General features: G+C 66.1%; 21 protein-coding genes. 10 read left to right on the forward strand and 11 right to left on the reverse strand.

From position 1 onward, the window contains the following. Positions 1-81 precede the first annotated feature (81 nt). The 4 genes from EV678_RS13000 to EV678_RS13015 all read left to right on the forward strand — a co-directional run bounded on the left by EV678_RS13000 (position 82) and on the right by EV678_RS13015 (position 3,568). Positions 82-537, forward strand: a complete 456-nt coding sequence (locus EV678_RS13000) for an EVE domain-containing protein (protein WP_235832462.1) — start codon at positions 82-84, stop codon at positions 535-537. Continuing rightward, the gene (locus EV678_RS13005; protein WP_130459814.1) at positions 527-1,330 is read left to right on the forward strand and encodes a sulfite exporter TauE/SafE family protein; all 804 of its coding nucleotides are present in this window, start codon (positions 527-529) and stop codon (positions 1,328-1,330) included. Before EV678_RS13000 ends, EV678_RS13005 begins: the two co-directional genes overlap by 11 nt. A gap of 244 nt (positions 1,331-1,574) precedes the next feature. Further along, a complete protein-coding gene (locus EV678_RS13010; RefSeq protein ID WP_014235638.1) occupies positions 1,575-1,895 on the forward strand; it encodes a DUF485 domain-containing protein in 321 nt (106 codons plus the stop codon). Further along, complete coding sequence (locus EV678_RS13015) at positions 1,895-3,568, forward strand: cation acetate symporter (RefSeq protein ID WP_014235637.1); 1,674 nt, start codon at positions 1,895-1,897, stop codon at positions 3,566-3,568. Before EV678_RS13010 ends, EV678_RS13015 begins: the two co-directional genes overlap by 1 nt. Before the next feature lie 94 nt (positions 3,569-3,662). Here EV678_RS13015 and EV678_RS13020 read toward each other — a convergent pair whose 3' ends face one another. Together EV678_RS13020 and EV678_RS13025 are read right to left on the reverse strand one after the other, a co-directional pair. Then, entirely contained in the window at positions 3,663-4,439 is a 777-nt protein-coding gene (locus EV678_RS13020; protein WP_130459815.1) for an enoyl-CoA hydratase/isomerase family protein, read from the reverse strand. Between the two features lie 75 nt (positions 4,440-4,514). Next, positions 4,515-5,171 carry a GntR family transcriptional regulator gene (locus EV678_RS13025; protein WP_130459816.1) on the reverse strand — a complete coding sequence of 219 codons (657 nt, stop codon included), beginning with the start codon at positions 5,169-5,171 and terminating at the stop codon, positions 4,515-4,517. A 330-nt stretch (positions 5,172-5,501) separates the two neighbouring features. On the opposite strand from EV678_RS13025, the gene scpA reads away from it, so the two are divergent. From scpA to accC, 4 genes are read left to right on the forward strand one after another with little or no spacing between them, the layout of a single operon-like run. Next, positions 5,502-7,667 (forward strand): methylmalonyl-CoA mutase, encoded by a 2,166-nt coding sequence (gene scpA / locus EV678_RS13030; protein WP_130459817.1) that lies wholly within the window; start codon positions 5,502-5,504, stop codon positions 7,665-7,667. Positions 7,668-7,676: 9 nt separating this feature from the next. Then, positions 7,677-8,705 carry a methylmalonyl Co-A mutase-associated GTPase MeaB gene (gene meaB, locus EV678_RS13035; protein WP_130459940.1) on the forward strand — a complete coding sequence of 343 codons (1,029 nt, stop codon included), beginning with the start codon at positions 7,677-7,679 and terminating at the stop codon, positions 8,703-8,705. Positions 8,706-8,752: 47 nt separating this feature from the next. Further along, a complete protein-coding gene (locus EV678_RS13040; RefSeq protein WP_014235632.1) occupies positions 8,753-10,285 on the forward strand; it encodes an acyl-CoA carboxylase subunit beta in 1,533 nt (510 codons plus the stop codon). 20 nt (positions 10,286-10,305) lie between these two features. Then, a complete protein-coding gene (gene accC / locus EV678_RS13045; RefSeq protein ID WP_014235631.1) occupies positions 10,306-12,297 on the forward strand; it encodes an acetyl-CoA carboxylase biotin carboxylase subunit in 1,992 nt (663 codons plus the stop codon). 87 nt (positions 12,298-12,384) lie between these two features. Here accC and EV678_RS13050 read toward each other — a convergent pair whose 3' ends face one another. Both EV678_RS13050 and EV678_RS13055 read right to left on the reverse strand, forming a co-directional pair. Continuing rightward, the gene (locus tag EV678_RS13050; protein WP_014235630.1) at positions 12,385-12,585 is read right to left on the reverse strand and encodes a hypothetical protein; all 201 of its coding nucleotides are present in this window, start codon (positions 12,583-12,585) and stop codon (positions 12,385-12,387) included. Between the two features lie 131 nt (positions 12,586-12,716). Then, positions 12,717-13,820, reverse strand: a complete 1,104-nt coding sequence (locus EV678_RS13055) for a hypothetical protein (RefSeq protein WP_130459818.1) — start codon at positions 13,818-13,820, stop codon at positions 12,717-12,719. Between the two features lie 96 nt (positions 13,821-13,916). On the opposite strand from EV678_RS13055, the gene EV678_RS13060 reads away from it, so the two are divergent. Then, positions 13,917-15,791, forward strand: coding sequence for a diguanylate cyclase (locus EV678_RS13060; protein WP_130459819.1), 1,875 nt, complete (start codon positions 13,917-13,919; stop codon positions 15,789-15,791). Between the two features lie 79 nt (positions 15,792-15,870). Here EV678_RS13060 and EV678_RS13065 read toward each other — a convergent pair whose 3' ends face one another. From EV678_RS13065 to EV678_RS13090, 6 genes are all read right to left on the reverse strand, one after another. After that, positions 15,871-16,347 carry a VOC family protein gene (locus EV678_RS13065; protein ID WP_014235627.1) on the reverse strand — a complete coding sequence of 159 codons (477 nt, stop codon included), beginning with the start codon at positions 16,345-16,347 and terminating at the stop codon, positions 15,871-15,873. Between the two features lie 317 nt (positions 16,348-16,664). After that, the gene (locus EV678_RS13070; protein ID WP_130459820.1) at positions 16,665-17,141 is read right to left on the reverse strand and encodes a nitrate reductase cytochrome c-type subunit; all 477 of its coding nucleotides are present in this window, start codon (positions 17,139-17,141) and stop codon (positions 16,665-16,667) included. Between the two features lie 10 nt (positions 17,142-17,151). After that, positions 17,152-18,072, reverse strand: a complete 921-nt coding sequence (napH, locus tag EV678_RS13075; RefSeq protein WP_130459821.1) for a quinol dehydrogenase ferredoxin subunit NapH — start codon at positions 18,070-18,072, stop codon at positions 17,152-17,154. Beyond that, positions 18,069-19,049 (reverse strand): ferredoxin-type protein NapG, encoded by a 981-nt coding sequence (napG, locus tag EV678_RS13080; protein WP_014235624.1) that lies wholly within the window; start codon positions 19,047-19,049, stop codon positions 18,069-18,071. Before napG ends, napH begins: the two co-directional genes overlap by 4 nt. An 89-nt stretch (positions 19,050-19,138) precedes the next feature. After that, positions 19,139-21,664 carry a nitrate reductase catalytic subunit NapA gene (gene napA / locus EV678_RS13085; protein WP_130459822.1) on the reverse strand — a complete coding sequence of 842 codons (2,526 nt, stop codon included), beginning with the start codon at positions 21,662-21,664 and terminating at the stop codon, positions 19,139-19,141. Position 21,665: 1 nt separating this feature from the next. Beyond that, entirely contained in the window at positions 21,666-21,914 is a 249-nt protein-coding gene (locus EV678_RS13090) for a chaperone NapD (protein WP_014235622.1), read from the reverse strand. A gap of 301 nt (positions 21,915-22,215) precedes the next feature. On the opposite strand from EV678_RS13090, the gene EV678_RS13095 reads away from it, so the two are divergent. Then, positions 22,216-24,417 (forward strand): putative bifunctional diguanylate cyclase/phosphodiesterase, encoded by a 2,202-nt coding sequence (locus tag EV678_RS13095; protein WP_130459823.1) that lies wholly within the window; start codon positions 22,216-22,218, stop codon positions 24,415-24,417. 51 nt (positions 24,418-24,468) lie between these two features. Here the strand turns inward: EV678_RS13095 and queF are convergent, their stop codons facing one another. Further along, positions 24,469-25,302 carry an NADPH-dependent 7-cyano-7-deazaguanine reductase QueF gene (queF, locus tag EV678_RS13100; protein WP_130459824.1) on the reverse strand — a complete coding sequence of 278 codons (834 nt, stop codon included), beginning with the start codon at positions 25,300-25,302 and terminating at the stop codon, positions 24,469-24,471. Positions 25,303-25,325 lie beyond the last annotated feature (23 nt).

The following is a 25,325-nucleotide window of genomic DNA, read 5'->3' on the forward strand; positions in this document are numbered from 1 at the left end:
GCAGCGCGGTGCGAGCAATCCACCGCGCTGTTTCCTTTTGTGGCCCCTCTTTTTCCCTGTTCGCCCATGGCTTACTGGCTGATGAAATCCGAGCCGGACGAAGTGTCCATCGACGACCTGGCCCGTCTCGGCCGGGTGCCCTGGTTCGGCGTGCGCAACTACCAGGCCCGCAATTTCATGCGCGATGCCATGAAGCTGGGCGACGGCGTGCTCTTCTACCATTCCGGCTGTGCCGTGCCGGGCATCGCCGGCCTGGGCCAGGTGGCGTCCGCCGCCTACGCCGATGCCACCCAGTTCGACCCGGCCAGTCCCTATTTCGATGCCAAGTCCTCGCCCGGGCAGCCCCGCTGGCTCAACGTGGATGTGGCCTTCGTCGCCCGCGGGCGCTTCGTGCCCCTGACCGAGCTGCGCTGCCATCCGGCCCTGGCGGCCATGGGAGTGCTGCAAAAGGGCAGCCGCCTGTCCATCACCCCGGTGACGGCGGAAGAGTGGCAATTCATTACCCGCAAGTTGATGGAGCTGAACGATGTTTTTTGATTTCTGGTGGCTGGCCTATGTGAGTCTGGGCCTCTTCGCCGGTTTCATGGCCGGCCTCCTGGGCATCGGCGGCGGCGCCGTGATGGTGCCCCTGTTGGCCATGATCTTCGCCGGCCAGCAGTTCCCGCCGGAGCAGATGCTGCATCTGGCCCTCGGCACCTCCATGGCCACCATCATCTTCACCGCCATTTCCAGCCTGCGCACCCACCACCAGCATGGCGCCGTGATGTGGGACACGCTGCGCTCTTTCACTCCGGGGGTGCTGGTGGGGACCGTGCTGGGCACCCAGCTCGCCGCCCGCATTTCCACCCAGGGCCTGGCCCTGTTCTTTGCCTGCTTCATTTCCTGCGTGGCGTTGCAGATGGCGTTGAACTTCAAGCCGAAACCCCACCGGGAACTGCCCGGCCCGGCCGGCCTGGGGCTGGCGGGCGGAGTCATCGGCGCCCTCTCTTCCCTGGTGGCCATCGGCGGCGGCTCCCTGACGGTGCCTTACCTGGCCTGGTGCAACGTGCCGGTGCGCAACGCCATCGGCACTTCGGCGGCCCTCGGCCTGCCCATCGCCTTCTTCGGCACCCTGGGCTACGTCTGGAACGGCTGGGGCGAGGCCGGCCTGCCGGCCTGGAGCGTTGGTTACGTCTATCTGCCGGCCCTGCTGTGGGTGATGGCGGGCAGCGTGGTGGCGGCCCCGGTGGGGGCGCGTCTGGCCCATCGCCTGCCGGTGGCGACCCTGAAGCGGATTTTTGCCGGTGTGCTGGTGCTGCTGGCAGCCAAGATGTTGCATGGCGTCATGTAGATGGCGGCTTGCCGACCTTGATGCATATGGAAAGGGCCTGCGGGCCCTTTTTTGTTTTTGCGCCGCGACATACGGGCGGGTATGGAAATTTGCGTAACTGTTATATCATTGCGTAATCCATGTCCGTTCCCGGACGCAATACGGGTTTCCCACATTGGGGAAAACCCGCCGGGAGGGCTGGGTAGAGGGGGAGTCGGTCTTTTTCTGCCGACCTAAACAAATACTCAAACTGAGGAGAACACTCGTGAGCAGCGCTGCCTACGAACGGATTCGCAACAATCCGAAGTTCGACAAGCTGGTTGCCACCCGCAGCCGCTTCGCCTGGACCCTGTCTGCCGTGGTCCTGATCCTGTACTACGGCTTCATGGCCGTGGTCGCCTTCAATCCCACCCTGCTGGCCTCGCCCCTGGGCGAAGGCCGTATCGCCACCATCGGCTGGCCCATCGCCGCCCTGATGATGCTGCTGTTCTGGGTCATGACCGGCCTCTACGTGCATCGCGCCAACGGCAAGTTCGACGAAATCAACGCCGAACTGATCAAGGAAGCCACCAAGGAGGCCCAATAATGCGTAACCTGTCCCGCTTCCTGCCCCTGCTGGGCCTGCTGCTGGCCGCCGGTGCCGCCTATGCCGGTCCCGGCACCGTCGGCGAGGCTGAAAAGCAGCCCCTGAACGTGGCCGCCATCGCCATGTTCGTGGCCTTCGTGCTGTCCACCCTGGGCATCACCTACTGGGCCGCCAACCGCACCAAGTCCACCGCCGACTTCTACACTGCCGGCGGCGGCATCACTGGTTTCCAGAACGGCCTGGCCATTGCCGGCGACTACATGTCCGCCGCCACCCTGCTGGGTCTGACCTCCATGGTGTTCGCCAAGGGCTATGACGGTTTCGTCTACATCGTCGGCTTCTTCGTCGGCTGGCCCATCATCCTGTTCCTGATGGCCGAGCGCCTGCGTAACCTGGGCCGCTTCACCTTTGCCGACATCACCTCCTACCGTCTCGATCAGAGCAAGGTGCGGACGGTGGCTGCCATCTCCTCCCTGACCGTGGTGCTGTTCTACCTGATCACCCAGATGGTCGGCGCCGGCCAGCTGATCAAGCTGCTCTTCGGCCTGGACTATGAGGTGGCCGTGGTCGTGGTGGGCGTGCTGATGATGGTCTATGTGACCTTCGGCGGCATGATTGCCACCACCTGGGTGCAGATCATCAAGGCCTGTCTGCTGCTTGGCGGCGGCACCCTGATGATGCTGCTGGCCATGTCCCACTTCGGCTTCGATTTCGAAACCCTGGTCACCAAGGCTACCGAAGTGCACAAGGACGGCACCAAGATCATGGGTCCGGGTTCCCTGCTGGCCGATCCGGTCAATGCCGTGTCCCTGTCCCTGGGCCTGATGTTCGGTACCGCCGGCCTGCCCCACATCCTGATGCGCTTCTTCACCGTGCCGGATGCCAAGCAGGCCCGCAAGTCCGTGTTCGTGGCCACCGGCTTCATCGGCTTCTTCTTCCTGGTGGTGGTGCTGCTGGGTATGTCCGCCATCGTTCTGGTCGGCACCAACCCCGAGTTCTTCGAAGGCGGCAACGTCGGCGGCAAGATGATCGGCGGCGGCAACATGGTGGCCATGCACCTGGCCAAGTTCGTCGGCGGCAACATCTTCCTCGGCTTCCTGTCCGCCGTGGCCTTCGCCACCATCCTGGCCGTGGTTTCCGGCCTGGCTCTGGCCGGCGCTTCCGCCATCTCCCACGACATCTACGCCAATGTGATCTGCAAGGGCAAGCCCAAGGGCGGTTCCGAGCTGAAGGTGTCCAAGATCGCCTCCATCTTCATCGGTCTGGCTGCCATCGGCCTGGGCATCATGTTCGAAAAGCAGAACCTGGCCTTCATGGTCGGCCTGGCTTTCGGCATCGCTGCTTCTGCCAACTTCCCGGTGCTGATCCTCTCCATGTACTGGAAGGGCCTGACCACCAAGGGCGCCATCGCCGGCACCATCTGCGGCCTGACTGCCGCCGTGGTTTTCGTGGTGCTGTCCAAGGCCGTGTGGGTGACCGTGCTGGGCAAGGCCCAGGCCATCTTCCCCTACGACCAGCCGGCCCTGTTCTCCATGCCCCTGGCTTTCCTCATCGCCTTCGTGGTCTCCAAGCTGGATACCAGCGCCCAGGCCAAGCGCGAGATCGAAGCCTTCGACGACCAGTACGTGCGTGCCCAGACCGGTCTGGGTGCCGCCGGCGCCAGCAACCACTAAGCGCCAGCTGCAGCGTCAGCGTCATAAAAAAGCCCCGGGAGTTTCCCGGGGCTTTTTCTTTTTGCCGTTGCCGGCGGCCAGCGCAGTTTGTTGATCAGCAGCCCTTGAAGGCGGGCTTGCGCTTGGCCAGGAAGGCGTCCAGGCCTTCCTTGTAGTCGGCGGTGTCGAGGAAGGCGAAGGAGGCGGCCTTTTCTTCCTGGGTCAGGGGCGCGCCGGAATCCAGGCGGCGCATCCACTGCTTGTGCCAGCGGGCCACCAGGGGAGCGCCGGCAGCGATGCGGCGAGCGGTGGCGGTGACTTCGTCCTCCAGCTGGGCATCGGCCACCACCCGCGTCAGCAGGCCCTTGGCGTAGGCCTCGGCGGCAGAGAGGATGCGCCCTTCCAGCAGGATCTCGGACATCACGGCGGGGCCGGCCAGGGCCAGCAGGCCGGACATCTCGCCCGGATACATGGAGAAGCCCAGCTTGTTGATGGGGGCGCCGAACTTGGCCCCTTCGCCGGCGATGCGCAGGTCGCAGTTGCCGGCGATCTCCAGGCCGCCGCCGATGCAGGCGCCCCGGATCAGGGCCACGGTGGGGTGGGGGCAGTCGCGCACCGCATCCAGGGCGGCGCCCACCTTGTCGTGGTAGTGCAGGGCCTGTTCCAGGTTGGTGCGCTTGACCAGGAATTCCTCGATGTCGCCGCCGGCGGCGAAGGCTTCGCCGGCACCGGCGAGGACGACGCAGCGCAGGCTGGAGTCGGCCGAGAGTTCGGTCATGGCGGCGGCCAGGTCGCACCACATGGCGTAGTTAACGGCGTTGAGCTTCTCCGGGTTGGAGAGGGTGACGGTGGCGATGTCGCCGTCACGGGAGACGAGAATGCGTCCGGACATGGCGGTTCTTTCAAGGCGGGGGTGGAAAAAAACAGGGGCTGCACAGGCAGCCCCGGGGTGTGCGGCGGGTGCGGTTCAGCGGCTGGTGGCCTTGGCCATGGCTTCGCTGCCGGCGATGAGGTGGCTCTTCATGACCTTCTCGGCCAGGTCCGGGTCCTTGGCGGTGATGGCGGCCAGCAGTTCCCGGTGTTCTTCCATGGACTTCTTCAGGCGGCCGTCCACGGACAGGGACTGGTAGCGGGTCAGCTTGAGGACCTTGCGCAAATCCTGGATCACCTGCAGCAGCCAGCGGTTGCCGGCGATTTCCCAGAGGGTCAGGTGGAAATTCTGGTTGGCCTCGAAGTAGGCCGGAATGTTGCCGGTGGCGGCCGCCTTTTCCAGGATGTCCTGGATCGCCTGCAGGCGGGCCACGTCGGCCGGGGTGGCCTTCTGGGTGGCCTCGAAGGCGCAACGGCCTTCCAGCATGGCGATGATGGGGAAGATTTCCTGGATGTCGCCCCCGGACAGCTCGGTGACGTAGCAGCCGCGGCGCGGCTTGAGGGTCACCAGGCCTTCGGAGGCCAGCACCTTCAGGGCCTCGCGCAGGGGGGTGCGGGAGATGCCGTAGTCTTCGGCCAGGGCCTGCTCGTCGATCCAGGTGCCGGGCGGCAGTTCATGGGAAAAGATGCGCTGACGCAGGCGCTCGGCCACTTCTTCGTAGAGGGCGGGCTGGGCGATACGGATGGCGTTCATGAACGATCGGTGGGACAGAAATTCAGCAGGATATAGAAAATCCGGACGCAGAGTCTGGTGTCTTTGCCCTATGCGTTACGTAATAAGCCAAGCATTACGCAAGCCGCAAGCAGGGCGCAATTATAGCCCAGTTGGCAAGTATTGCATTCATAATTATGGATACAGTATTATCCAGGGTTCGGGATGTCAAGCTGGCCGAAAAGCGGGTTCATGGCTGCCGGCGCTCCCTTAGCAAGCCCTTCCCCGCCGCCTGTTTGGGCGGCGTAGAATCGAAAATCTAGCCGTCGCAGCGCCCCTGGCATGCGGCGGGTGTACCGAGAAAGGTCTGACATGTCTGCCGACGCATCCAAGCCCCAATTGCCCAATTCCGACAACCTGGACGCCTGGGCCAAGGCCGCCGCCAAGTCCGCTCCCGGCGGCGACGTCAATGCGCTCAACTGGATCACGCCGGAAGGCCTGACCGTCAAGCCCCTGTACACCAAGAAGGACGTGGAGGATCTGCCCTACGCCGACACCCTGCCCGGCTTCGCTCCCTATCTGCGCGGTCCCCAGGCCACCATGTACGCCGTGCGGCCGTGGACCATCCGCCAGTACGCCGGCTTCTCCACCGCCGAAGAATCCAACGCCTTCTACCGCAAGGCTCTGGCCGCCGGTGGCCAGGGCGTCTCCGTGGCCTTCGACCTGGCCACCCACCGCGGCTACGACTCGGACAATCCCCGGGTCCTGGGCGACGTCGGCAAGGCCGGCGTGGCCATCGATTCCGTCGAGGACATGAAGATCCTCTTCGACGGCATCCCCCTCGACAAGATTTCCGTTTCCATGACCATGAACGGCGCCGTGCTGCCCATCCTGGCCGGCTACATCGTCGCCGCCGAAGAGCAGGGCGTCTCCCAGGAACAGTTGTCCGGCACCATCCAGAACGACATCCTGAAGGAGTTCATGGTCCGCAACACCTATATCTATCCGCCCAAGCCGTCGATGAAGATCATCTCCGACATCTTCGGCTACACCGCGCAGCACATGCCCAAGTTCAACTCGATTTCCATCTCGGGTTATCACATCCAGGAAGCCGGGGCCAACCAGGCCATCGAACTGGCCTTCACCCTGGCTGACGGCATGGAATACGTGCGCACCGGCATCGCCTCCGGCCTCGATGTGGACGCCTTCGCCGGCCGCCTGTCCTTCTTCTGGGCGGTGGGCATGAACTTCTACCTGGAAATCGCCAAGATGCGCGCCGGCCGGATGCTGTGGCACCGCATCATGAGCCAGTTCAATCCCAAGAGCGCCAAGTCCCTCATGCTGCGGACCCACAGCCAGACCTCCGGCTGGTCCCTCACCGAGCAGGACCCGTACAACAACGTGGTGCGCACCACCATCGAGGCCATGGCGGCCGTCTTCGGCGGCACCCAGTCCCTGCACACCAACGCCCTGGACGAGGCCATCGCCCTGCCGACGGAATTCTCCGCCCGCATTGCCCGCAACACCCAGCTCATCATCCAGGAAGAAACCCACATCTGTAACGTGGTGGACCCCTGGGCCGGTTCCTACATGATGGAAAAGCTGACCCAGGACATGGCCGACAAGGCCTGGAGCATCATCCAGGAAATCGAAGCCATGGGCGGCATGACCAAGGCCGTGGAATCCGGCTGGGCCAAGATGCAGGTGGAAACCTGCGCCGCCGACAAGCAGGCGCGCATCGACTCCGGCAAGGACGTCATCGTCGGTGTGAACAAGTACAAGCTGGCCAAGGAAGACCAGATCGACATTCTGGACATCGACAACCACGCCGTGCGCGAAGCCCAGATCGCCCGCCTGAAGAAGATCCGCGCCAGCCGCGACAGCGCCGCCGTGCAGGCCGCCCTGGATGCCCTGACCCAGTGCGCCGAGAGCGGCGAGGGCAACCTGCTGGACCTGAGCGTCAAGGCCATCCGCCTGCGCGCCACCGTGGGCGAAGTGTCCGATGCCCTGGAAAAGGTCTTCGGCCGCTTCCGTGCCAACAACCAGACCATTTCCGGTGTTTATGGAGGCGTCGTGGAAGGACAGGAAAGCTGGGAATCCATCAAGGCCGACATCGCCAAGTTCGCCGAAGAAGAAGGCCGTCGCCCCCGCATCATGATCGCCAAGTTGGGCCAGGACGGCCACGACCGGGGCGCCAAGGTGGTGGCCACCGCCTTCGCCGACCTGGGCTTCGACATCGACATGGGCCCCCTCTTCCAGACCCCGGAAGAAGCCGCCCGCCAGGCCGTGGAAAACGACGTGCACGCCGTCGGCGTTTCCTCCCTGGCCGCCGGTCACAAGACCCTGCTGCCGGCCCTGGTGAACTCCCTCAAGGAACAGGGCGCCGACGACATCATCGTCTTCGCCGGCGGCGTCATTCCCGCCCAGGATTACGACACCCTCTACGCCGCAGGCGCCAAGGCCATCTTCGGCCCTGGCACCCGCATCGAGGATTCCGCCAAGCGCGTTCTGGAAGAAATCCGCAAGTCCCGCGGCTAAGCCTTGACGATGCAGATGTCGGAAGCCTCCACGGTGGGGCAGCACTCCCTCGCCGGGGCCGACCAGGCCCTGGCGGACGGGGTCCTGGCGCGTCAGCGCCGGGCCCTGGCCAAGGCCATCACCCTGATCGAGTCCAGCCGGGCCGACCATCAGGTGCGGGCCCAGCAGGTGCTCGCCTCCCTTCTGCCCCACACGGGCAAGGCCATCCGCATCGGCATTTCCGGCGTCCCCGGCGCCGGTAAGTCCACCTTCATCGAAGCCTTGGGCATCCACCTGATCGAACGGGGCCATCGCCTGGCCGTGCTGGCGGTGGATCCTTCCTCCTCCGTCTCCGGCGGCTCCATCCTGGGTGACAAGACCCGCATGGAAACCCTGTGCCAGCGCGAGGAGGCCTTCATCCGGCCGTCCCCCTCCGCCGGCAGCCTGGGCGGCGTCGCCGAGAAGACCCGGGAAGCTATGCTGCTGTGCGAGGCCGCCGGCTTCGACGTGATCATTGTCGAGACCGTCGGCGTCGGCCAGTCCGAGACCACGGTGGCCGGCATGGTGGACATGTTCTGCCTGCTGCAGCTGCCCAATGCCGGTGACGACCTGCAGGCCATCAAGAAAGGCATCGTCGAAATCGCCGACATGGTGGTCATCAACAAGGCCGACATCGACCCCCGGGCCGCCCAGGTGGTGCGGGCCCAGTGGAACAACGCCCTGCACATGCTGCGCCACGCCAGCCCCAACTGGGCGCCGCCGGTGATCACCCTGTCGGCCCTGCACAAGGAAGGCATCGGCGACTTCTGGGCCAAGGTGGAAAAGTACCGCCAGGCCCTGACGCCCACCGGCGAGTTCGAGGCCCGGCGCCAGCGCCAGTCCATCGACTGGATGTGGAGCCTGATCGATTCCGGCCTGCGCCAGTATTTCCGTAACCACCCGGCGGTGCGCCGGGACCTGCCCGGGCTCACCCAAGCGGTGACCCAGGGCCGCACCACGCCGGCCGCGGCGGCTTACAAGCTGTTGGGCGACCTGCGAACCGATTCGCCATCCGAATAACGTTTCAAACCTTTCGACCCTGTTTCGACCCATTGGGAGAAGTCCACATGCACGACATCATTCACGAGCTGGAGAAAAAGCGCGAAGCCGCCCGCCTCGGCGGTGGCCAGAAGCGCATCGACAGCCAGCACAAGAAGGGCAAGCTGACCGCCCGCGAACGCCTCGAGCTGCTGCTCGATCCCGATTCCTTCGAGGAATGGGACATGTTCAAGGAGCACCGCTGCACCGACTTCGGCATGGCCGAGACCAAGAACCCGGGTGACGGCGTCGTCACCGGCTACGGCACCATCAACGGCCGTCTGGTCTTCGTTTTCTCCCAGGACTTCACCGTCTTCGGCGGCTCCCTCTCCGAGACCCACGCCGAGAAAATCTGCAAGGTCATGGACCACGCCATGAAGGTCGGCGCTCCCGTGATCGGCCTCAACGACTCCGGCGGCGCCCGTATTCAGGAAGGCGTTGCCTCCCTGGGTGGCTACGCCGACGTGTTCCAGCGCAACGTCATGGCCTCCGGCGTGATCCCCCAGATCTCCATGATCATGGGCCCCTGTGCCGGCGGCGCCGTGTATTCCCCGGCCATGACCGACTTCATCTTCATGGTGAAGGATTCCTCCTACATGTTCGTCACCGGTCCCGAAGTGGTGAAGACCGTGACCCACGAAGAAGTGACCGCCGAGGAACTGGGCGGCGCCGTGACCCACACCACCAAGTCCGGTGTGGCCGACCTGGCCTTCGAGAACGACGTGGAAGCCCTGAACTACCTGCGTCGCCTGGTGAACTTCCTGCCCGCCAACAACCGGGAAAAGCCCCCGGTGCAGAAGACCAACGATCCTGCCGAGCGTCTGGACTTCTCCCTCGACACCCTGGTGCCGGACAACGCCAACAAGCCCTACGACATGAAGGAACTGATCATCAAGATGGTTGATGACTGCGACTTCTTCGAGATCCAGCCGGACTACGCCAAGAACATCATCACCGGCTTCGCCCGCATGGATGGCCACCCCGTCGGCATCGTCGCCAACCAGCCCCTGGTGCTGGCCGGCTGCCTGGACATCAAGTCCTCCATCAAGGCTGCCCGCTTCGTGCGCTTCTGCGACGCCTTCAACATCCCCGTGGTGACCCTGGTAGATGTGCCCGGCTTCATGCCCGGCACCTCCCAGGAATACGGCGGCATCATCAAGCACGGCGCCAAGCTGCTCTACGCCTACGCCGAATGCACCGTGCCGAAGGTCACCCTGATCACCCGCAAGGCCTACGGTGGCGCCTACGACGTGATGTCCTCCAAGCACCTGCGCGGCGACGTGAACCTGGCCTGGCCCAGCGCCGAAATTGCCGTGATGGGCCCCAAGGGCGCCGTGGAAATCATCTTCCGCGAAGAGAAGAACGACCCCGCCAAGCTGGCCGAGCGCGAAGCCGAATACAAGGCCAAGTTCGCCAACCCCTTCGTGGCCGGTGCCCGTGGCTTCATCGACGACGTCATCATGCCCAACGAGACCCGCAAGCGGATCTGCCGTTCCTTGGCCATGCTGCGTGACAAGAAACTCGACAACCCGTGGCGCAAGCACGGCAACATTCCGCTGTAAGCGACGGGAAGGACTAAAACATGTTTAAGAAAATCCTGATTGCCAACCGCGGCGAAATCGCCTGCCGCGTCATCAAGACCGCCCGCAAGATGGGCATCAAGACCGTCGCCGTCTACTCCGAGGCCGACAAGGACGCCCTGTTCGTGGAGATGGCCGACGAAGCCGTCTGCATCGGCCCGGCCGCTTCCAAGGAATCCTACCTGGTCGCCGACAAGATCATCGCCGCCTGCAAGCAGACCGGCGCCGAGGCGGTGCACCCCGGCTACGGCTTCCTCTCCGAGAACGCCGAGTTCTCCCGCCGTCTGGAAGAGGAAGGCATCAAGTTCATCGGTCCCAAGCACTACTCCATCGCCAAGATGGGCGACAAGATCGAGTCCAAGAAGCTGGCCATCGAAGCCAAGGTCAACACCATTCCCGGCTACAACGATGCCATCGACGGCCCCGACGCCGCCGTGGAAATCGCCAAGAAGATCGGCTACCCGGTGATGATCAAGGCCTCCGCCGGCGGCGGCGGCAAGGGTCTGCGCGTGGCCTACAACGACGCCGAAGCCCACGAAGGCTTCTCCTCCTGCGTCAATGAGGCCCGCAACTCCTTCGGCGACGACCGCGTCTTCATCGAGAAGTACGTGCTGGAACCCCGCCACATCGAAATCCAGGTGCTGGGCGACTCCCACGGCAACTACGTGTACCTGAACGAGCGCGACTGCTCCATCCAGCGCCGTCACCAGAAGGTCATCGAAGAGGCACCGAGCCCCTTCGTCGATCCCGAGATGCGCAAGGCCATGGGCGAGCAGGCCGTGGCCCTGGCCCGGGCCGTGAATTACGAATCCGCCGGTACGGTGGAGTTCGTGGTCTCCGGTGCCACCAAGGAGTTCTACTTCCTGGAGATGAACACCCGTCTGCAGGTGGAGCACCCCGTCACCGAACTGATCACCGGCCTCGACCTGGTGGAACAGATGATCCGCGTCGCCTACGGCGAAAAGCTGCCCCTGACCCAGGCCGACGTGCAGATCAACGGCTGGGCCATGGAGTGCCGGATCAACGCGGAAGACCCCTTCCGCGGCTTCCTGCCCTCCACCGGCCGCCTGGTGAAGTTCCAGCCGCCGGCCGAGGTGGACGGTCAGGTGCGTGTGGATACCGGCGTCTACGACGGCGGCGAAATCTCCATGTACTACGATTCCATGATCGCCAAGCTGATCGTGCACGGCGCTTCCCGCGAGCAGGCCATCGCCCGCATGCGTGACGCCCTGAACGGCTTCGTCATCCGCGGCATCTCCTCGAACATCCCGTTCCAGGCCGCCCTGATGCAGCACGCCCGCTTCCAGTCCGGCATCTTCGACACCGGCTTCATCGCCAAGGAATACCCGAAGGGCTTCGACGCCTCCATGGTGCCCCACGACGATCCGGCCCTGCTGATCGGCGTCGCCGCCTTCGTGCATCGCCGCTACATCGACCGCGCCGCCCAGGTTTCCGGCCAGCTGCCGGGCCACGAGCGCAAGGTGGGCGACGAGTGGGTGGTGATCCGCAACGGCGAACGTCACCCCGTGGTGGCCAAGCCCATCGAGGGCGGCTATCTGGTGACCTACAACGGCGAGAAGTACGAGCTTCTTTCCGACTGGCGCCAGGGTCAGTCCCTGTTCAACGGTACCTGCAACGGCGAGGAATTCACCCTGCAGGTGGAACGCCACCGCATGACCTACCAGCTGTTCCACTGGGGCACCCGCGCCGACATGATGGTGATGTCCGCCCGCGCCGCCGAACTGCTGGCCCTCATGCCGGAAAAGGCCGCTCCCGACCTCTCCAAGTTCCTGCTGTCCCCCATGCCGGGCCTGCTGCGCGAAGTGTCCGTCGCCGTCGGTCAGGAAGTGAAGGCCGGCGAGAAGCTGGCCGTCATCGAAGCCATGAAGATGGAGAACATCCTCAAGGCCGAACAGGACTGCAAGGTGAAGAAGATCTCCGTCACCGCCGGCTCCAGCCTGTCGGTGGACGAAATCATCATCGAGTTCGAATAAGCGGCGGCTGCCGCTTCATCCCGCCCGCCGTCGCCCTCAGGTGACGGCGGCAGGATTGCCCAAGGGCCGGTTCTACCGGCCCTTTTTTTATGGCCGGACGTCGGCCCGGGCCTGCAGCACGGGATGGGGCGGGGCGGAGGGCGAGGCCAGGGTGCGCAGGGCGCCGTAGGCCAGGAAGGCGCCGAGGAGGGCGCACAAGGTGAAGAACAGCGCCAGCTCGCGGCGCAACAGGCGTTCGATCCTGGGCAGGGTGTCCCTGCCGGGCGGTACTAGCGGCATCTGGTTCATTTTTTTCTCCCTGGACTGGCTGCCCGCCTGCGCCGTCTGGCGGCGGGCCGGCAAGGCCAGTAAATACCCTGTTGCTTACATGGATATTACGGCGAGGGAGGGAGGCCGGCGGCGGCAGACGCGGTGCCGCGTCAGACCTGGGCCAGGATTTCCAGGATGTCCGTGGCTTCGGGCAGGGGTTGGGCCACCAGGAGAAAGTCGGCCATGGTGTCCAGCTCGGCCAGGGCCGCTTCCAGGGCCTCGCGGACTTCCGGGTGGTCGAAACCGTGGCCGGCCTGGGCCCGGACGATGGCCGCCGCCAGACCCTGGGCCAGGGCTTCGGCACTGTCCAGTTCCAGGTGGGCGGCGTGGTCCGCCAGGCAGTGGGCCGATTCGGCCAGGGCTTCCCCATCCGGTTCCAGGCAGGCCAGTTCCGCCCGCATCAGGGCCGCCTGCTCGCCGATTTCGCCGGCAAAGAGGCGCAGCAGGGTGGGCGAGACGGCGGGACGCTGGCTTTCCCGGCATTCCGCCAGGCGCTGGGCGACGTGGGCCACCCGTTCGGCGAAGACCGGCAGGCCCAGGTCCCGGGTGTCGCCGAGCAGTTCCAGGGCGGCGGCGATGGCGGCGCGCAGGTAGGGGTCCTCGGCCGCCTCCGGGGCGTCGAGGCGGTCGCCGACACCGGCCAGGGATTCGGCCAGGTGCAGGGTCTCCGGCAGGTTGAGGCTCATGGCGGCGGCGCAGAGGTCGATCAGGGCCCGCCGGAAGGGCGCCAGATCGCCGCTGCCGCGCCCGTTCCAGGCGGCCACGGCGGCGTTGCCGGCGGCGCTCCAGGCAGCCACCGCCTCAGCGTCCAGATCCGGGGCCTCGGGCTTGGCCATCAGGGAAATCAGTTCGGTCACCGGCGGCAGCTGGCCGGCACCCTGGCGGATGCACTGCTGCAGTTCCTCGGCCAGGCCGCCCTCGGGGGCTTCGCTGCCATTCAGGGCGGCCCGCATCTGCAGGTCGATGCGGGCGCAGAGGCGGCGGGATTCCGCATCCACTGCCAGGGTGCCGTCGGAGATGGCGCGCAGGAACACTTCGGCACTGTGCCAGAAGGGGGCGAAGTCGCCGCCGGCGGCAGCTTCCAGGTGGCGCACCGCGGCCCGCATCTCCGGCAGTCCGGCCGGGTCCCCCGGCTGTTGCAGCCAGGCCAGCATGCCCCGCTGGTAACGGCTGCGGGCCTGACGCTGGGAGGGGGAGGGCGGGGCAACGCTCATGGCAGGGGCGGAAGGATCGGTGGATGGGGCATTTTACTCCTCTGCCCGGGGACGTCTGTGGTTAGAATGCGGGCATAAATACAAGCGGAGACATCCGTGTTCCACTCCCCCTCGGCTCCCAGAGACCGCCCGGCCTTGCTGTGGCAGGCCCTCCTGTTTTTTCTGCTCCTGCTGCCTGCCGCCGTCCGGGCCCATCCCCTGGTGCTGGATCAGGACGACGGCAGCTTTGCCCTGGTGCCCCACGTGGAAGTGCTGGAAGACCCGGGCGGCAAGCTCGACCTGGCCGCCGTGCGGCAGGCCGCCGCCGCAGGCCGCTTCGCGCCGGCCCATGCCCTGGGCGAATTGAACTTCGGCTATTCCTCTTCCGCCTTCTGGCTGCGCATTCCCCTGGAGTCCCGCCTGCAGCGTTCCAGCCCGTGGCTGCTGGAGATCGCCTTTCCCTCCCTCGACCGGGTGGAGCTGTTCCTGCCCCGGGCCGACGGCCGCGTCGACCACCAGCTCACCGGGGACCGCCTGCCCTTTGCCGAACGCCCCTATCCCAACCGCAATCTGGTGCTGCCCCTGGAGTTGGGACCCGGCGAGTCCCTCGCCCTCTATCTGCGGGTGGAGTCGGAGGGCAGCCTGACTTTGCCCCTGACCCTGTGGACGCCGGATGCCTTCCGCCTGCACAACCAGGACGCCTACGCCGGCTTCTCCCTTTACTACGGCATGCTGCTGGCCCTGGGCCTCTACAACCTGCTGCTCTTCTTCGCCCTGCGGGAGCGCATCTATCTGGTCTATGTGGCCTTCGCCGTGAGCATGGCGGTGGGCCAGCTGTCCCTCAACGGCCTGGGCAACGAATACATCTGGCCGGCCTTCCCCGCCTGGGGCAATGTGGCCCTGCCCTCGGGCTTTGCCGCCACCGGCTTCTTCGGCGCCATTTTTACCCGCCTCTTCCTCAATACCCGGCACAGCAATCCCCGGGCCGACAAGCTGATCCTGGCCCTGGCCGCCGGCTTTGCCGTGGCCGCCCTGGGTCCGGCCCTGCTGCCTTACCGCTGGGCCGCCATCCTCACCTCCCTGCTGGGCGCCGCCTTTTCCGCCGTGGCCGTGGCGGTGGGCGTCCATGCCCAGCTGCGGCGCCACCCGGGGGCCCGCTACTTCCTCCTGGCCTGGTCCCTGCTGCTGGTGGGCGTGGGCATGATGGCCCTGCGCAACCTGGGCTGGCTGCCCACCACCCTGTTCACTTCCTACGGCATGCAGATCGGTTCGGCCCTGGAGATGCTGCTGCTCTCCTTTGCCCTGGCCGACCGCATCCAGGCCGAGCGCCTGGCTCGGGAACTGGCCCAGGGCGAGGCTCTCCACAGCAAGCAGGACCTGGTCAATGCCCTGCGCAGCAATGAGCAACTGCTGGAGGCCCGGGTGGCGGAACGGACCCGGGACCTGGCCGCCGCCAACGATCGCCTGCTGGCCAACGAGCAGCAGTTGCAGCGCATGGCGCGGCACGATCCCCTGACCGGGCTGGCCAACCGTCTGCTGCTCGACGACCGCATCAGCCACGGTCTGGCGGTGGGGCGGCGCAACGGCACCCGTCTGGCCCTGCTGCTGATCGACCTGGACGGCTTCAAGCCGATCAACGATGAGCATGGTCATGCCGTGGGCGACCAGTTGCTGGTGGTGCTGGCGGACCGCCTGCAACGCTCGGTGCGGGCGGTGGATACGGTGGCGCGCCTGGGCGGTGACGAGTTCGTGCTGGTGCTGGAGGATCTGGCGGCGGTGGAGGACGGGCGCCAGGTGGCGGCCAAGGTGGTGGCGGAAATGAGCCGGCCGGTGGTGCTGGAGGGGCGGGAACTGCTGGTCTCCGCCAGCGCCGGCCTGGCCTTCTATCCGGAGGACGGGGAGGACGCCCAGACCCTGCTCAGGCGGGCCGACGAGGCTATGTACGAAGCCAAGCGGGCCGGCCGCAACACCTTCCGTCAGGTGGGCCAGTAGGGCGTTGCGGGCAGCGTGAACGTGCAAAAGGCCGCCCGCGGGCGGCCTTTTCATTGCGAAAGCCTGGGGGCGGCGCTGCTCAGCCGGCCAGCTTGGCGAAGGCGTCCACCACTTCGGCGGGAGCCTGCACCAGTTCGATCAGCACGCCTTCGCCGCCGATGGGGGATTCCTCGTTGCCCTTGGGGTGCAGGAAGCAGATGTCGAAACCGGCCGCGCCCTTGCGGATGCCGCCGGGGGCGAAGCGCACGCCGTTGGCCGTCAGCCATTCCACGGCTTTGGGCAGGTCGTCGATCCACAGGCCCACGTGGTTGAGGGGGGTGGTGTGCACCGCCGGCTTCTTTTCCGGGTCCAGGGGCTGCATCAGGTCCACTTCGACCTTGAAGGGGCCCTTGCCCATGGCGCAGATGTCCTCGTCCACGTTTTCCCGCTCGGAGACGAAATTGCCGGTGACTTCCAGGCCCAGCATGTCGACCCACAGGGTCTTCAGCTTGTCCTTGGAAGGGCCGCCGATGGCGATCTGCTGGATGCCGAGAACTTTGAAGGGACGCTGGGACATGGAGAGGCTCCTGAAATCGGTGGAATTAAAAATACATAATTATACAGAGCGGACCGCCGCCCAGGGAGAGGGGCGAGCGGTACTCGGGGCCGAAATCCGGGGTGGAGCCCGGGCGGGCTCCCGGGACAATGCTCCAGGGCGGACACCGGCTCCGGGCGGACGGAGGAGGATGCCGCCTCACGCCACCTGTTCGGCACGATGGGGCGCGAAAAAAAAAGCGGAGCCCCGCCGCCGCAGGTGCTCCGCTTCCCTCTGTAACCGGGCGGACCCGGAAGTGATGGCAATCGCCGTTGCTGCCGGCAGGCGCAACGGTCTGCTTATTTCTTCTTGGCCTTGGCGTCCTTGCTGGCAGCGATGTTGCCGACGAAGGTGTTTTCCACCAGGGGCGGGGCATCCACCTGGGGCACGTGGCACTGCACGCAGTTGTGGCGCAGGTGGGTGACTTCGGCGTGCTGCTTGCCTTCCCGGTCGATGAAGTGGCTCTCGCCGATCTTCGGCGCCTTCTTCTCCTTATACTTCTCCGGACCGTGGCAGGTCAGGCACTGGTTCTCTTCCAGGGTGATCTCGTCGAAGTTGTCCACCGCGTGGGGGATCACCGGCGGCTGCTCCTTGTAGGTGCGGGCGATGGGCTGTTGCAGGCCCGGCTTCTTGCCGGCGTAGGCCTTCACCTCGGGGGCCGGGTCGCCGGCGGGAATGTCGGCGCCGCGCATGGTCTTGGGCGCATCGGCGGCCTGGGCCAGGCAGGCGAAGGAGGCGGCCAGGATGGCCAGGGTCAGTTTGTGCAGTCGGTTCATGGTCGGCTCCTCAATGGATGGTCTTGCGATGGTCTGTCTGGCCTTCGGCCTCCCCGGCCGGGGCGCAGCGCTGGGTGTGCTGGTTGAAGCGGCTGCCGAAGACGAAGACGCCCTTGGCGCAAACGTCGATGCAGCGGCCGCAGTTGGTGCAGGCAGAGGCCAGGATGACCGGACCGGTGCCGTTGGCCTCGCCCTTGAGGGCGGGGCGGATGACCTGGGGTTCGGGGCAGGCGGCGAAGCAGTCCATGCAGTCGTCGCACTCCTGGCGCCGGCGGGCGCTGACCCGCAGCAGGCTGGTGCGGCCGAGCAGGCCGTAGAAGGCGCCCACCGGGCACAGGTGACCGCACCAGCCCCGGCTCATGATCAGCAGGTCCAGCAGGAAAATGGCGAGGACCACGGTCCAGGCAGCGCCCAGGCCGAAGATGAGGCCCCGGTGCAGCATGGATACCGGATTGATCAGTTCCCAGGCCAGGCCGGCGCCGGCCAGGGGCAGCAGCAGGGTCAGCCCCAGGATCCAGTAGCGGCTGCGGCGGCTGATGTGGGCGCTGCCCTTGAGACCGAGGCGCTCCCGCAGCCAGCCGGCCAGGTCGGTGACCAAGTTCATGGGGCAGACCCAGGAGCAATACACCCGGCCGCCCACCAGCAGGTAGAAGGCGAGCACGATGGCGGCGCCGAGCAGGGCCATGCCTTCGGGGCGGTGGCCGGAGAACAGCACCTGCAGCACCAGCAGGGGATCGGCCAGGGGCAGGGTGTCCAGGGTCAGGCTGTAGCTGAGGTTGCCCTTGACCAGCCACAGGCCGGCCAGGGGGCCGAGCAGGAACAGGCCCAGGATGCCGAACTGGGACAGGCGCCGCAGCAGCAGCCAGCGGTTGGCGCCGAGCCGGCCCTTGGCGGCCAGGGCGGCGGGGAAACGGGGAGAGAGGAAGCTCATCGCGCCGCCTCGTCGGAAAGCCGGTTGGGCAGGCCGCCACCGGGGATGTTCTGGGGTATGGCCGGAACGCCCGGTCCATGGGCGTCGGCACCGGGGATGCTCGGCGCCAGGCTATCAACGCCGCTGCCCGGGGTGGCCGGCTTGCCGGGGGCGAGGGACGGGCCTCCCTGGCTGGCCGGGTCGAAGTGGCCCTCCAGACGGGCGCCTTCAGGCATGCGGTCCGGCAGGTCGCCCAGGCCCTTGTCGTCCACCAGGGAATGGCCGGCCTTCTTCTCTTCCTCCCAGCCGACCCGGTAGTGCTGGCCCAGCTCGCCCTTGGCCAGGGGCACGGGCAGGACCTTGATGGCGGCGGTTTCGAGGACGCAGGAGCGCTCGCATTTGCCGCAGCCCGTACAGTGCTCGGAATGCACCGTGGGAATGAACATGCTGTGGCGGCCGGTGCGGGTGTTGGGCCGCAGCTCCAGGGTGATGGCCTTGTCGATCACCGGGCACACCCGGTAGCAGACGTCGCAGCGCAGGCCGAGGAAATTGAGGCAGGTCTCCTGGTCGAGCAGGACCGCCAGGCCCATGCGGGCCTGGTTGATGTCGGTGAGGCCGTGGTCCAGGGCGCCGGTGGGGCAGGCCTTGACGCAGGGGATGTCCTCGCACATTTCGCAGGGCACCTGGCGGGCAACGAAATAGGGCGTGCCGGTGGAGACCGGCTGCTCCGGCCGGGCCAGGGACAGGGTGCCATAGGGACAGTCGCGCACGCACAGGCCGCAACGGATGCAGGCACCGAGAAAGTCCTCCTCCGCGCCGGCGCCGGGTGGGCGCAGGGCGGCCGGCGGCAGGGCCCGGGCCTGCTTGGCATGGAAGCCCAGGCCGAGACCCAGCAGACCGACGCCGCAGGCCATGCGGCCGGCGTCGGCGAAGAACTGGCGCCGTGCCGCCGCAGCCTTGTCGGACTTGGCAGGAGGGGAGTTGGAAAGATCGCTCATGGCGTGACCGGCGGCGGGAACCGACTGGGGGCGGACTTCGCTGTCCGCCCCGCCGGCCTCCCTGATGCCTTATCCGGTTGTGTGGGGGCTCAGGCCTTGACCACCTTGCAGGCGCACTTCTTGAAGTCCGTCTCTTTCGAGATGGGGCAGGTGGCGTCCAGGGTCAGCTTGTTCACCAGCCGGTGTTCGTCGAAGAAGGGCACGAAGACCAGGCCCAGGGGCGGCTTGTTGCGGCCCCGGGTTTCCACCCGGGTGGAAATCTCGCCGCGGCGGGACTGCACCTTGACCGTGTCGCCGCGCTGCAGGCCGCGCTTCTTGGCGTCTTCCGGATGCATGTAGATCCAGGCGTCGGGCATGGCCTTGTACAGCTCGGGCACGCGCCGGGTCATGGAGCCGGTGTGCCAGTGCTCCAGCACGCGGCCGGTACAGAGCCACAGGTCGTACTCGTTGTCCGGCTGCTCGGCGGCAGGCTGGTAGGGCAGGGCGAAGACCACCGCCTTGCCGTCGGGGAAGCCGTAGAAACGCACCTTCTCGCCGGCCTTGACGTAGGGGTCGTAGCCTTCGCGGAAGCGCCACAGGGTTTCCTTGTTGTCCACCACCGGCCAGCGCAGGCCGCGGGCCTTGTGATAGGTGTCGAAGGCAGCCAGGTCGTGGCCATGGCCGCGACCGAAGGCGGCGTATTCCTCGAACAGGCCCTTCTGCAGGTAGAAGCCGAGGACCTTGCCTTCCTCGTTCTCGAAACCCTTCAGCTGGTCGGAGACGGGGAACTTGTTCACTTCGCCGTTGGCGTAGAGCACGTCATAGAGGGTCTTGCCCTTGTACTCGGGCGCCTTGTCCAGCAGCTCGGCAGGCCACACTTCCTCCATCTTGAAGCGCTTGGAGAATTCCACGTACTGCAGCACGTCGGAGCGGGCCTGGCCCTGGGGCTTGACCTGCTGGCGCCAGAACTGGGTGCGGCGCTCGGCGTTGCCGTAGGCGCCTTCCTTCTCCATCCACATGGCGGAGGGCAGGATCAGGTCGGCGGCCAGGGCGGAGACGGTGGGATAGACGTCGGAGTGCACCACGAAGGCGGCCGGATTGCGCCAGCCCGGGTAGACCTCGCCGTTGATGTTGGGGCCGGCCTGCATGTTGTTGGTGGTGGTGGACCAGAAGAAGGCCACCTTGCCGTCCTTCAGGGCGCGGCTCTGGGCCACGGCGTGCAGACCCACCCAGTCGGGGATGGTGCCGGCGGGCAGCTTCCACAGCTTCTCGGTGATTTCCCGGTGCTTGGGATTGACCACCACCATGTCGGCAGGCAGGCGATGGGCGAAGGTGCCCACTTCCCGGGCCGTGCCGCAGGCCGAAGGCTGGCCGGTGAGGGAGAAGGGGCCGTTGCCCGGCTCGGAGATCTTGCCCACCAGCAGGTGCACGTTATAGATCATGTTGTTCACCCAGGTGCCCCGGGTGTGCTGGTTGAAGCCCATGGTCCAGTAGGAGACGACCTTCACCTTGGGATCGGCATAGGCCTTGGCCAGGGCTTCCAGGTTTTCCTTCGGCACGCCGGAAATCTCGTGGGTCTTGTCCAGGGTGTACTCGGCGACGAAGGCCTTGAACTCGTCGAAGGAGATGTCGGTGGCCTTGTTGGGGTCGCCCTTGGGCTTGCCGTCCGGGCCCGGGTAGCCGTTGTTGCCGGCGGCCTGTTCCAGGGGGTGGTTGGGACGCAGGCCGTAGCCGATGTCGGTGACGCCCTTCTTGAACTTGACGTGGTTCTTGACGAAGTCCTGGTTCACCGCGCCGTTCTGGATGATGTAGTTGGCGATGTAGTTGAGGATGGCCAGGTCGGACTGGGGCTTGAAGATCAGCTCGTTGTCGGCCAGCTCGCAGGAGCGGTGGGTGAAGGTGGACAGCACGTGGATCTTGACGTGCTTGGCGTTGAGGCGGCGGTCGGTGATGCGGGACCAGAGGATGGGGTGCATCTCCGCCATGTTGGAGCCCCACAGGGCGAACACGTCGGCGTGCTCCGCATCGTCATAGCAGCCCATGGGCTCGTCGATGCCGAAGGTGCGCATGAAGCCGGCCACGGCGGAGGCCATGCAGTGGCGGGCGTTGGGGTCCAGGTTGTTGGAGCGGAAACCGGCCTTCCACAGCTTGGCGGCGGCGTAGCCTTCCCAGATGGTCCACTGGCCGGAGCCGAACATGGCGATGTTGCGCGGGCCGCCGGCCTTGAGGGCGGCCTTGCACTTCTCGGCCATGATGTCGTAGGCCTGGTCCCAGGAAATGGGGGTGAAGTCGCCGTTCTTGTCGTACTGGCCGTTCTTCATGCGCAGCAGGGGCTGGGTCAGGCGGTCCTTGCCATACATGATCTTGGAGAGGAAGTAACCCTTGATGCAGTTGAGGCCCCGGTTCACCGGCGCTTCCGGATCGCCCTGGGTGGCCACCACGCGGCCGTCCTTGGTGCCCACCAGGACACCGCAGCCGGTGCCGCAGAAGCGGCAGACGCCCTTGTCCCAGCGGATGCCGTCATTCTTCGGCTGCTGCGCCAGGGCTTCGGATACGCCGGGCACCGCCATGCCGGCGGCGTTGGCGGCGGCGGCGACGGCGCTGCTCTTGATAAAGTCGCGACGGGTCAGGTTCATCTCAGGACTCCTTCTCGGGATCAGGTTCGAAGTGGTGATACACCATGGCCAGGGACATGACGCCCGGCAGCTGCTGTATCGCCTCGTAGGTTTGGGTGGTTTCCCGGTCGCCGTCGCTCTCGATGGTGACGATCATGCGGCCCTCTTCGGAGACGGCGTGGACCTCCACGCCCGCCAAGGTCGCCAGACCCGCCTCGACGGCCGCGATCTGCTGCGGCCCGGCGTTGACCAGAATGCTGGAAATATTCACGGATGATTCCCCCAATCGGCAGGCACGGCTCGAAGGGCCGGCTCAAGGTTCGACCACTCTATGCCCCTACGGAAACCCAGGTTTATGATGTGAATCAAAAGCGAAAAAAAGCCCCCGCAGAATGTAGGTGATTTGAAAAGTCACCGGGCTTCGGTTAGCCTGATCGGGCTTTGCCTGGTGCGGTTTTCCGCCGCATCGGGGTTAATGAGAATGACCCACAACAAGGCCCGCCCCATGTCGGCAGGCCGGCGGTTCGAGTAACAGCCCCGATTCCCCAGAAGGCTTGTTTTCCCACCCACCCATGTCCCGGCCCCTGCCCATTCTCTCGACGCCCGCAGCCGCCCCCCCGGAGGCCGCTCCCCTGACCCGCTACAGCCCCATTCCCTGGGGTCTGGTGATCGTCCTTTCCCTGCTTTTCGTCGTGGTCTGGCTGCTGCCGCCCCTGGGCGGCCTCAAGCAGAGCGACACCATCTTCCCCCTGACCCTGCACACGGTGATGGAGAGCTTCTCCTTCGTCGTCTCCGTGCTGGTCTTCGCCGTCTCCTGGCATGCCTACAGCCGGGAGCGGGCGGGCAACCTGATGATCCTGGCCTGCGGCTTCCTCGCCGTGGCCCTGCTGGATTTCGGCCATACCCTCTCCTACCGGGGCATGCCCGACTTCGTCACCCCCTCCTCGCCCCAGAAGGCCATCATCTTCTGGCTGGCGGCCCGCTATGTGGCGGCCCTGACCCTGCTCACCATCGCCCTGCGCCCCTGGCAGCCCCTGGCCCGCCCCCGGGACCGCTACCGGCTGATGCTGTGGGCCCTGCTGGTGACCGCCGCGGTGTTCGTCTCGGAGCTTTACCTGCCGGATTTCTGGCCCACCATGTTCGTGCCCGGGGTGGGCCTCACCGGTCTCAAGATCGCCGCCGAATACGGCCTCATCGCCATCCTCGGCGCCACCGCGGTGATCCTCTATCCGAAGACCCAGGGCAAACCCGCCTTCGACGCCGCCAACCTGTTCACCGCGGTGCTCATCACCATCCTCTCGGAGCTGTGCTTCACCCTGTACTCCAACGTCAATGACGTGTTCCAGCTGCTCGGCCATACCTACAAGGTCATTGCCTATTTCTGGATCTACAAGGCGGTGTTCGTCTCCAGCGTGCGCGACCCCTACCTGCGCCTGAGCCTGGAGATGGCGGAGCGCCAGGCGGCGGAGGCGCGCATCCAGTTCCTCGCCTACCACGATCCCCTGACCGAGCTGCCCAACCGCATCCTGGTGCGGGAGCGCTTCGAGCGGGCGGCGGAGCGGGCCCGGGTCCAGTCCTCCCGGGTGGGGCTGGTCTATATCGACCTGGACAATTTCAAGACGGTGAACGATTCCCTCGGCCATACCCTGGGCGACCTGCTGCTACAGGGCATCGGCCAGCGCCTGCAGTCCCTGGTGCCGGCCGGCAGCACGGTCAGCCGCCAGGGCGGCGACGAATTCCTCATCCTGCTGGAAGACGTGGAGCGGCCCCGGGAAGTGGAGAGCCTGGTGAACCGCATCGTCGAGCAGATGCAGCAGCCCTTCGCGATCCAGGACCACGACCTGTCCACCTCCGTTTCCATCGGCGTTTCCCTTTTCCCCGACGACGGCGGCGATTTCGACACCCTGCTGAAAAAGGCGGATACGGCCATGTACCGGGCCAAGGGCGCCGGCCGCAACGGCTACCGCTTTTTCGACCGGGAAATGGACAAGGACGTGGGCGAGCGCCTGCGCCTGAGCAACGACCTGCGCCTGGCCCTGGCGCGCAACGAGTTCGTGCTGCACTACCAGCCCCAGATCGATTTGCGCACCCAGGAAGTGATCGGTGCCGAGGCCCTGATCCGCTGGCAGCATCCGGAACTGGGCCTGCTGGCCCCGGGCCGCTTTATCGGCATCGCCGAAGATACGGGCCTGATCGTGCCCATCGGCGAATGGGTGATCCGCATGGCCTGCCATCAGGCCGCCGCCTGGCAGCGGGCCGGCCTGCCGCCCCTGGTGGTGGCGGTCAATCTTTCCGCCGTGCAATTCATGCGCGGCGATCTGGTGGGCACGGTGGCCAGCGCCCTGGCCACCTCCGCCCTGCCTTCCCGCTGTCTGGAACTGGAACTGACCGAATCGATCCTGATCCAGGATGCGGAGAACATCCTGGGCACGGTGCAGCGCCTCAACGCCATCGGTGTGCAGATGTCCATCGACGACTTCGGCACCGGCTATTCCAGCCTTTCCTACCTGAAGCGCTTTGCCGTGGACAAGCTGAAGGTGGACCAGTCCTTCGTGCGCGACCTCTGCAGCGATCCGGACGACGCCGCCATCGTGCGGGCCATCATCCAGCTGGCCCGCAGCCTGGGCCTGAAGACTATCGCCGAAGGGGTGGAAACGGCGGAAATCCTCGCCCTGCTGCAGGAGCTGGGCTGCGACGAAGCCCAGGGCTACTACTTCGCCAAGCCCCTGCCGGCGGACAACTTCAGCGCCTTCCTCAGCCAGCGCCTGTCCTGACGCCCCGGCGCTGCCGCAGCGCCGGCCGTCCCCATTTCCCCCAACTGAAAACTACTGCCGCACTTCCCGGATGTTGTCGGGCGGCAGGAACTCGCCGCTGCTGCGGAAGGGATTGATGTCCAGGCCGCCGCGCCGGGTGTAGCGGGCATATACGGCCAGGGACTGGGGCGTGCAGCGGGCGCTGATGTCGCAGAAGATGCGCTCGACGCACTGCTCATGGAACTCGTTGTGGCCGCGGAAGGAGACGATGTAGCGCAGCAGGGCGGCGCGGTCGATGGCCGGGCCCCGGTAGCGCACCACCACCATGCCCCAGTCGGGCTGGCCGGTGACCAGACAGTTGGACTTGAGCAGGTGGGAATAGAGGGTTTCCTCGACGCAGCGGCCGGCATCGGCCTGCAGCAGTTCCGGCGCCGGCTGGTAGCGGTCGCACTCGATGTCCAGCTCGTCCAGCAGGATGCCCGAGGGGTAATCCACCCGGGGCCGCGGCTGGGCAGCCAGAGGCTCCAGCTGCACCGTCACCTGGCCGCCGGCGGCGGCGGAAAGGTCCCGGGCCAGGGTGGCGGCCACCGTTTCCGCGTCGGCGAAGGGGCTCTGGTTGAAGGAATTCAGGTACAGCTTGAAGGACTTGGATTCGATCAGGTGCGGCGTCTGCGCCGGGATGCGGAAGGTGCCCAGGGCCACCACCGGCTTGCCCCGGGGATTGAGCCAGGAAATCTCGTAGGCGTTCCACAGGTCCTCGCCGACGAAGGGCAGGCGGGCCGGGTCGATGCCGATCTCGTCCCGCTTCAGCTGGCGGGGAATGGGAAAGAGCAGTTCCGGGGCGTAATGGCAGCGGTACTCGCTGGCCTTGCCGAGGGGGGAGAGGGCGCTGGGATCGATGGTCATGGGGCGGATTTTACCCCCTGGCG

Source organism: Azospira oryzae, assembly GCF_004217225.1.
GTDB classification, from domain to species: domain Bacteria; phylum Pseudomonadota; class Gammaproteobacteria; order Burkholderiales; family Rhodocyclaceae; genus Azospira; species Azospira oryzae.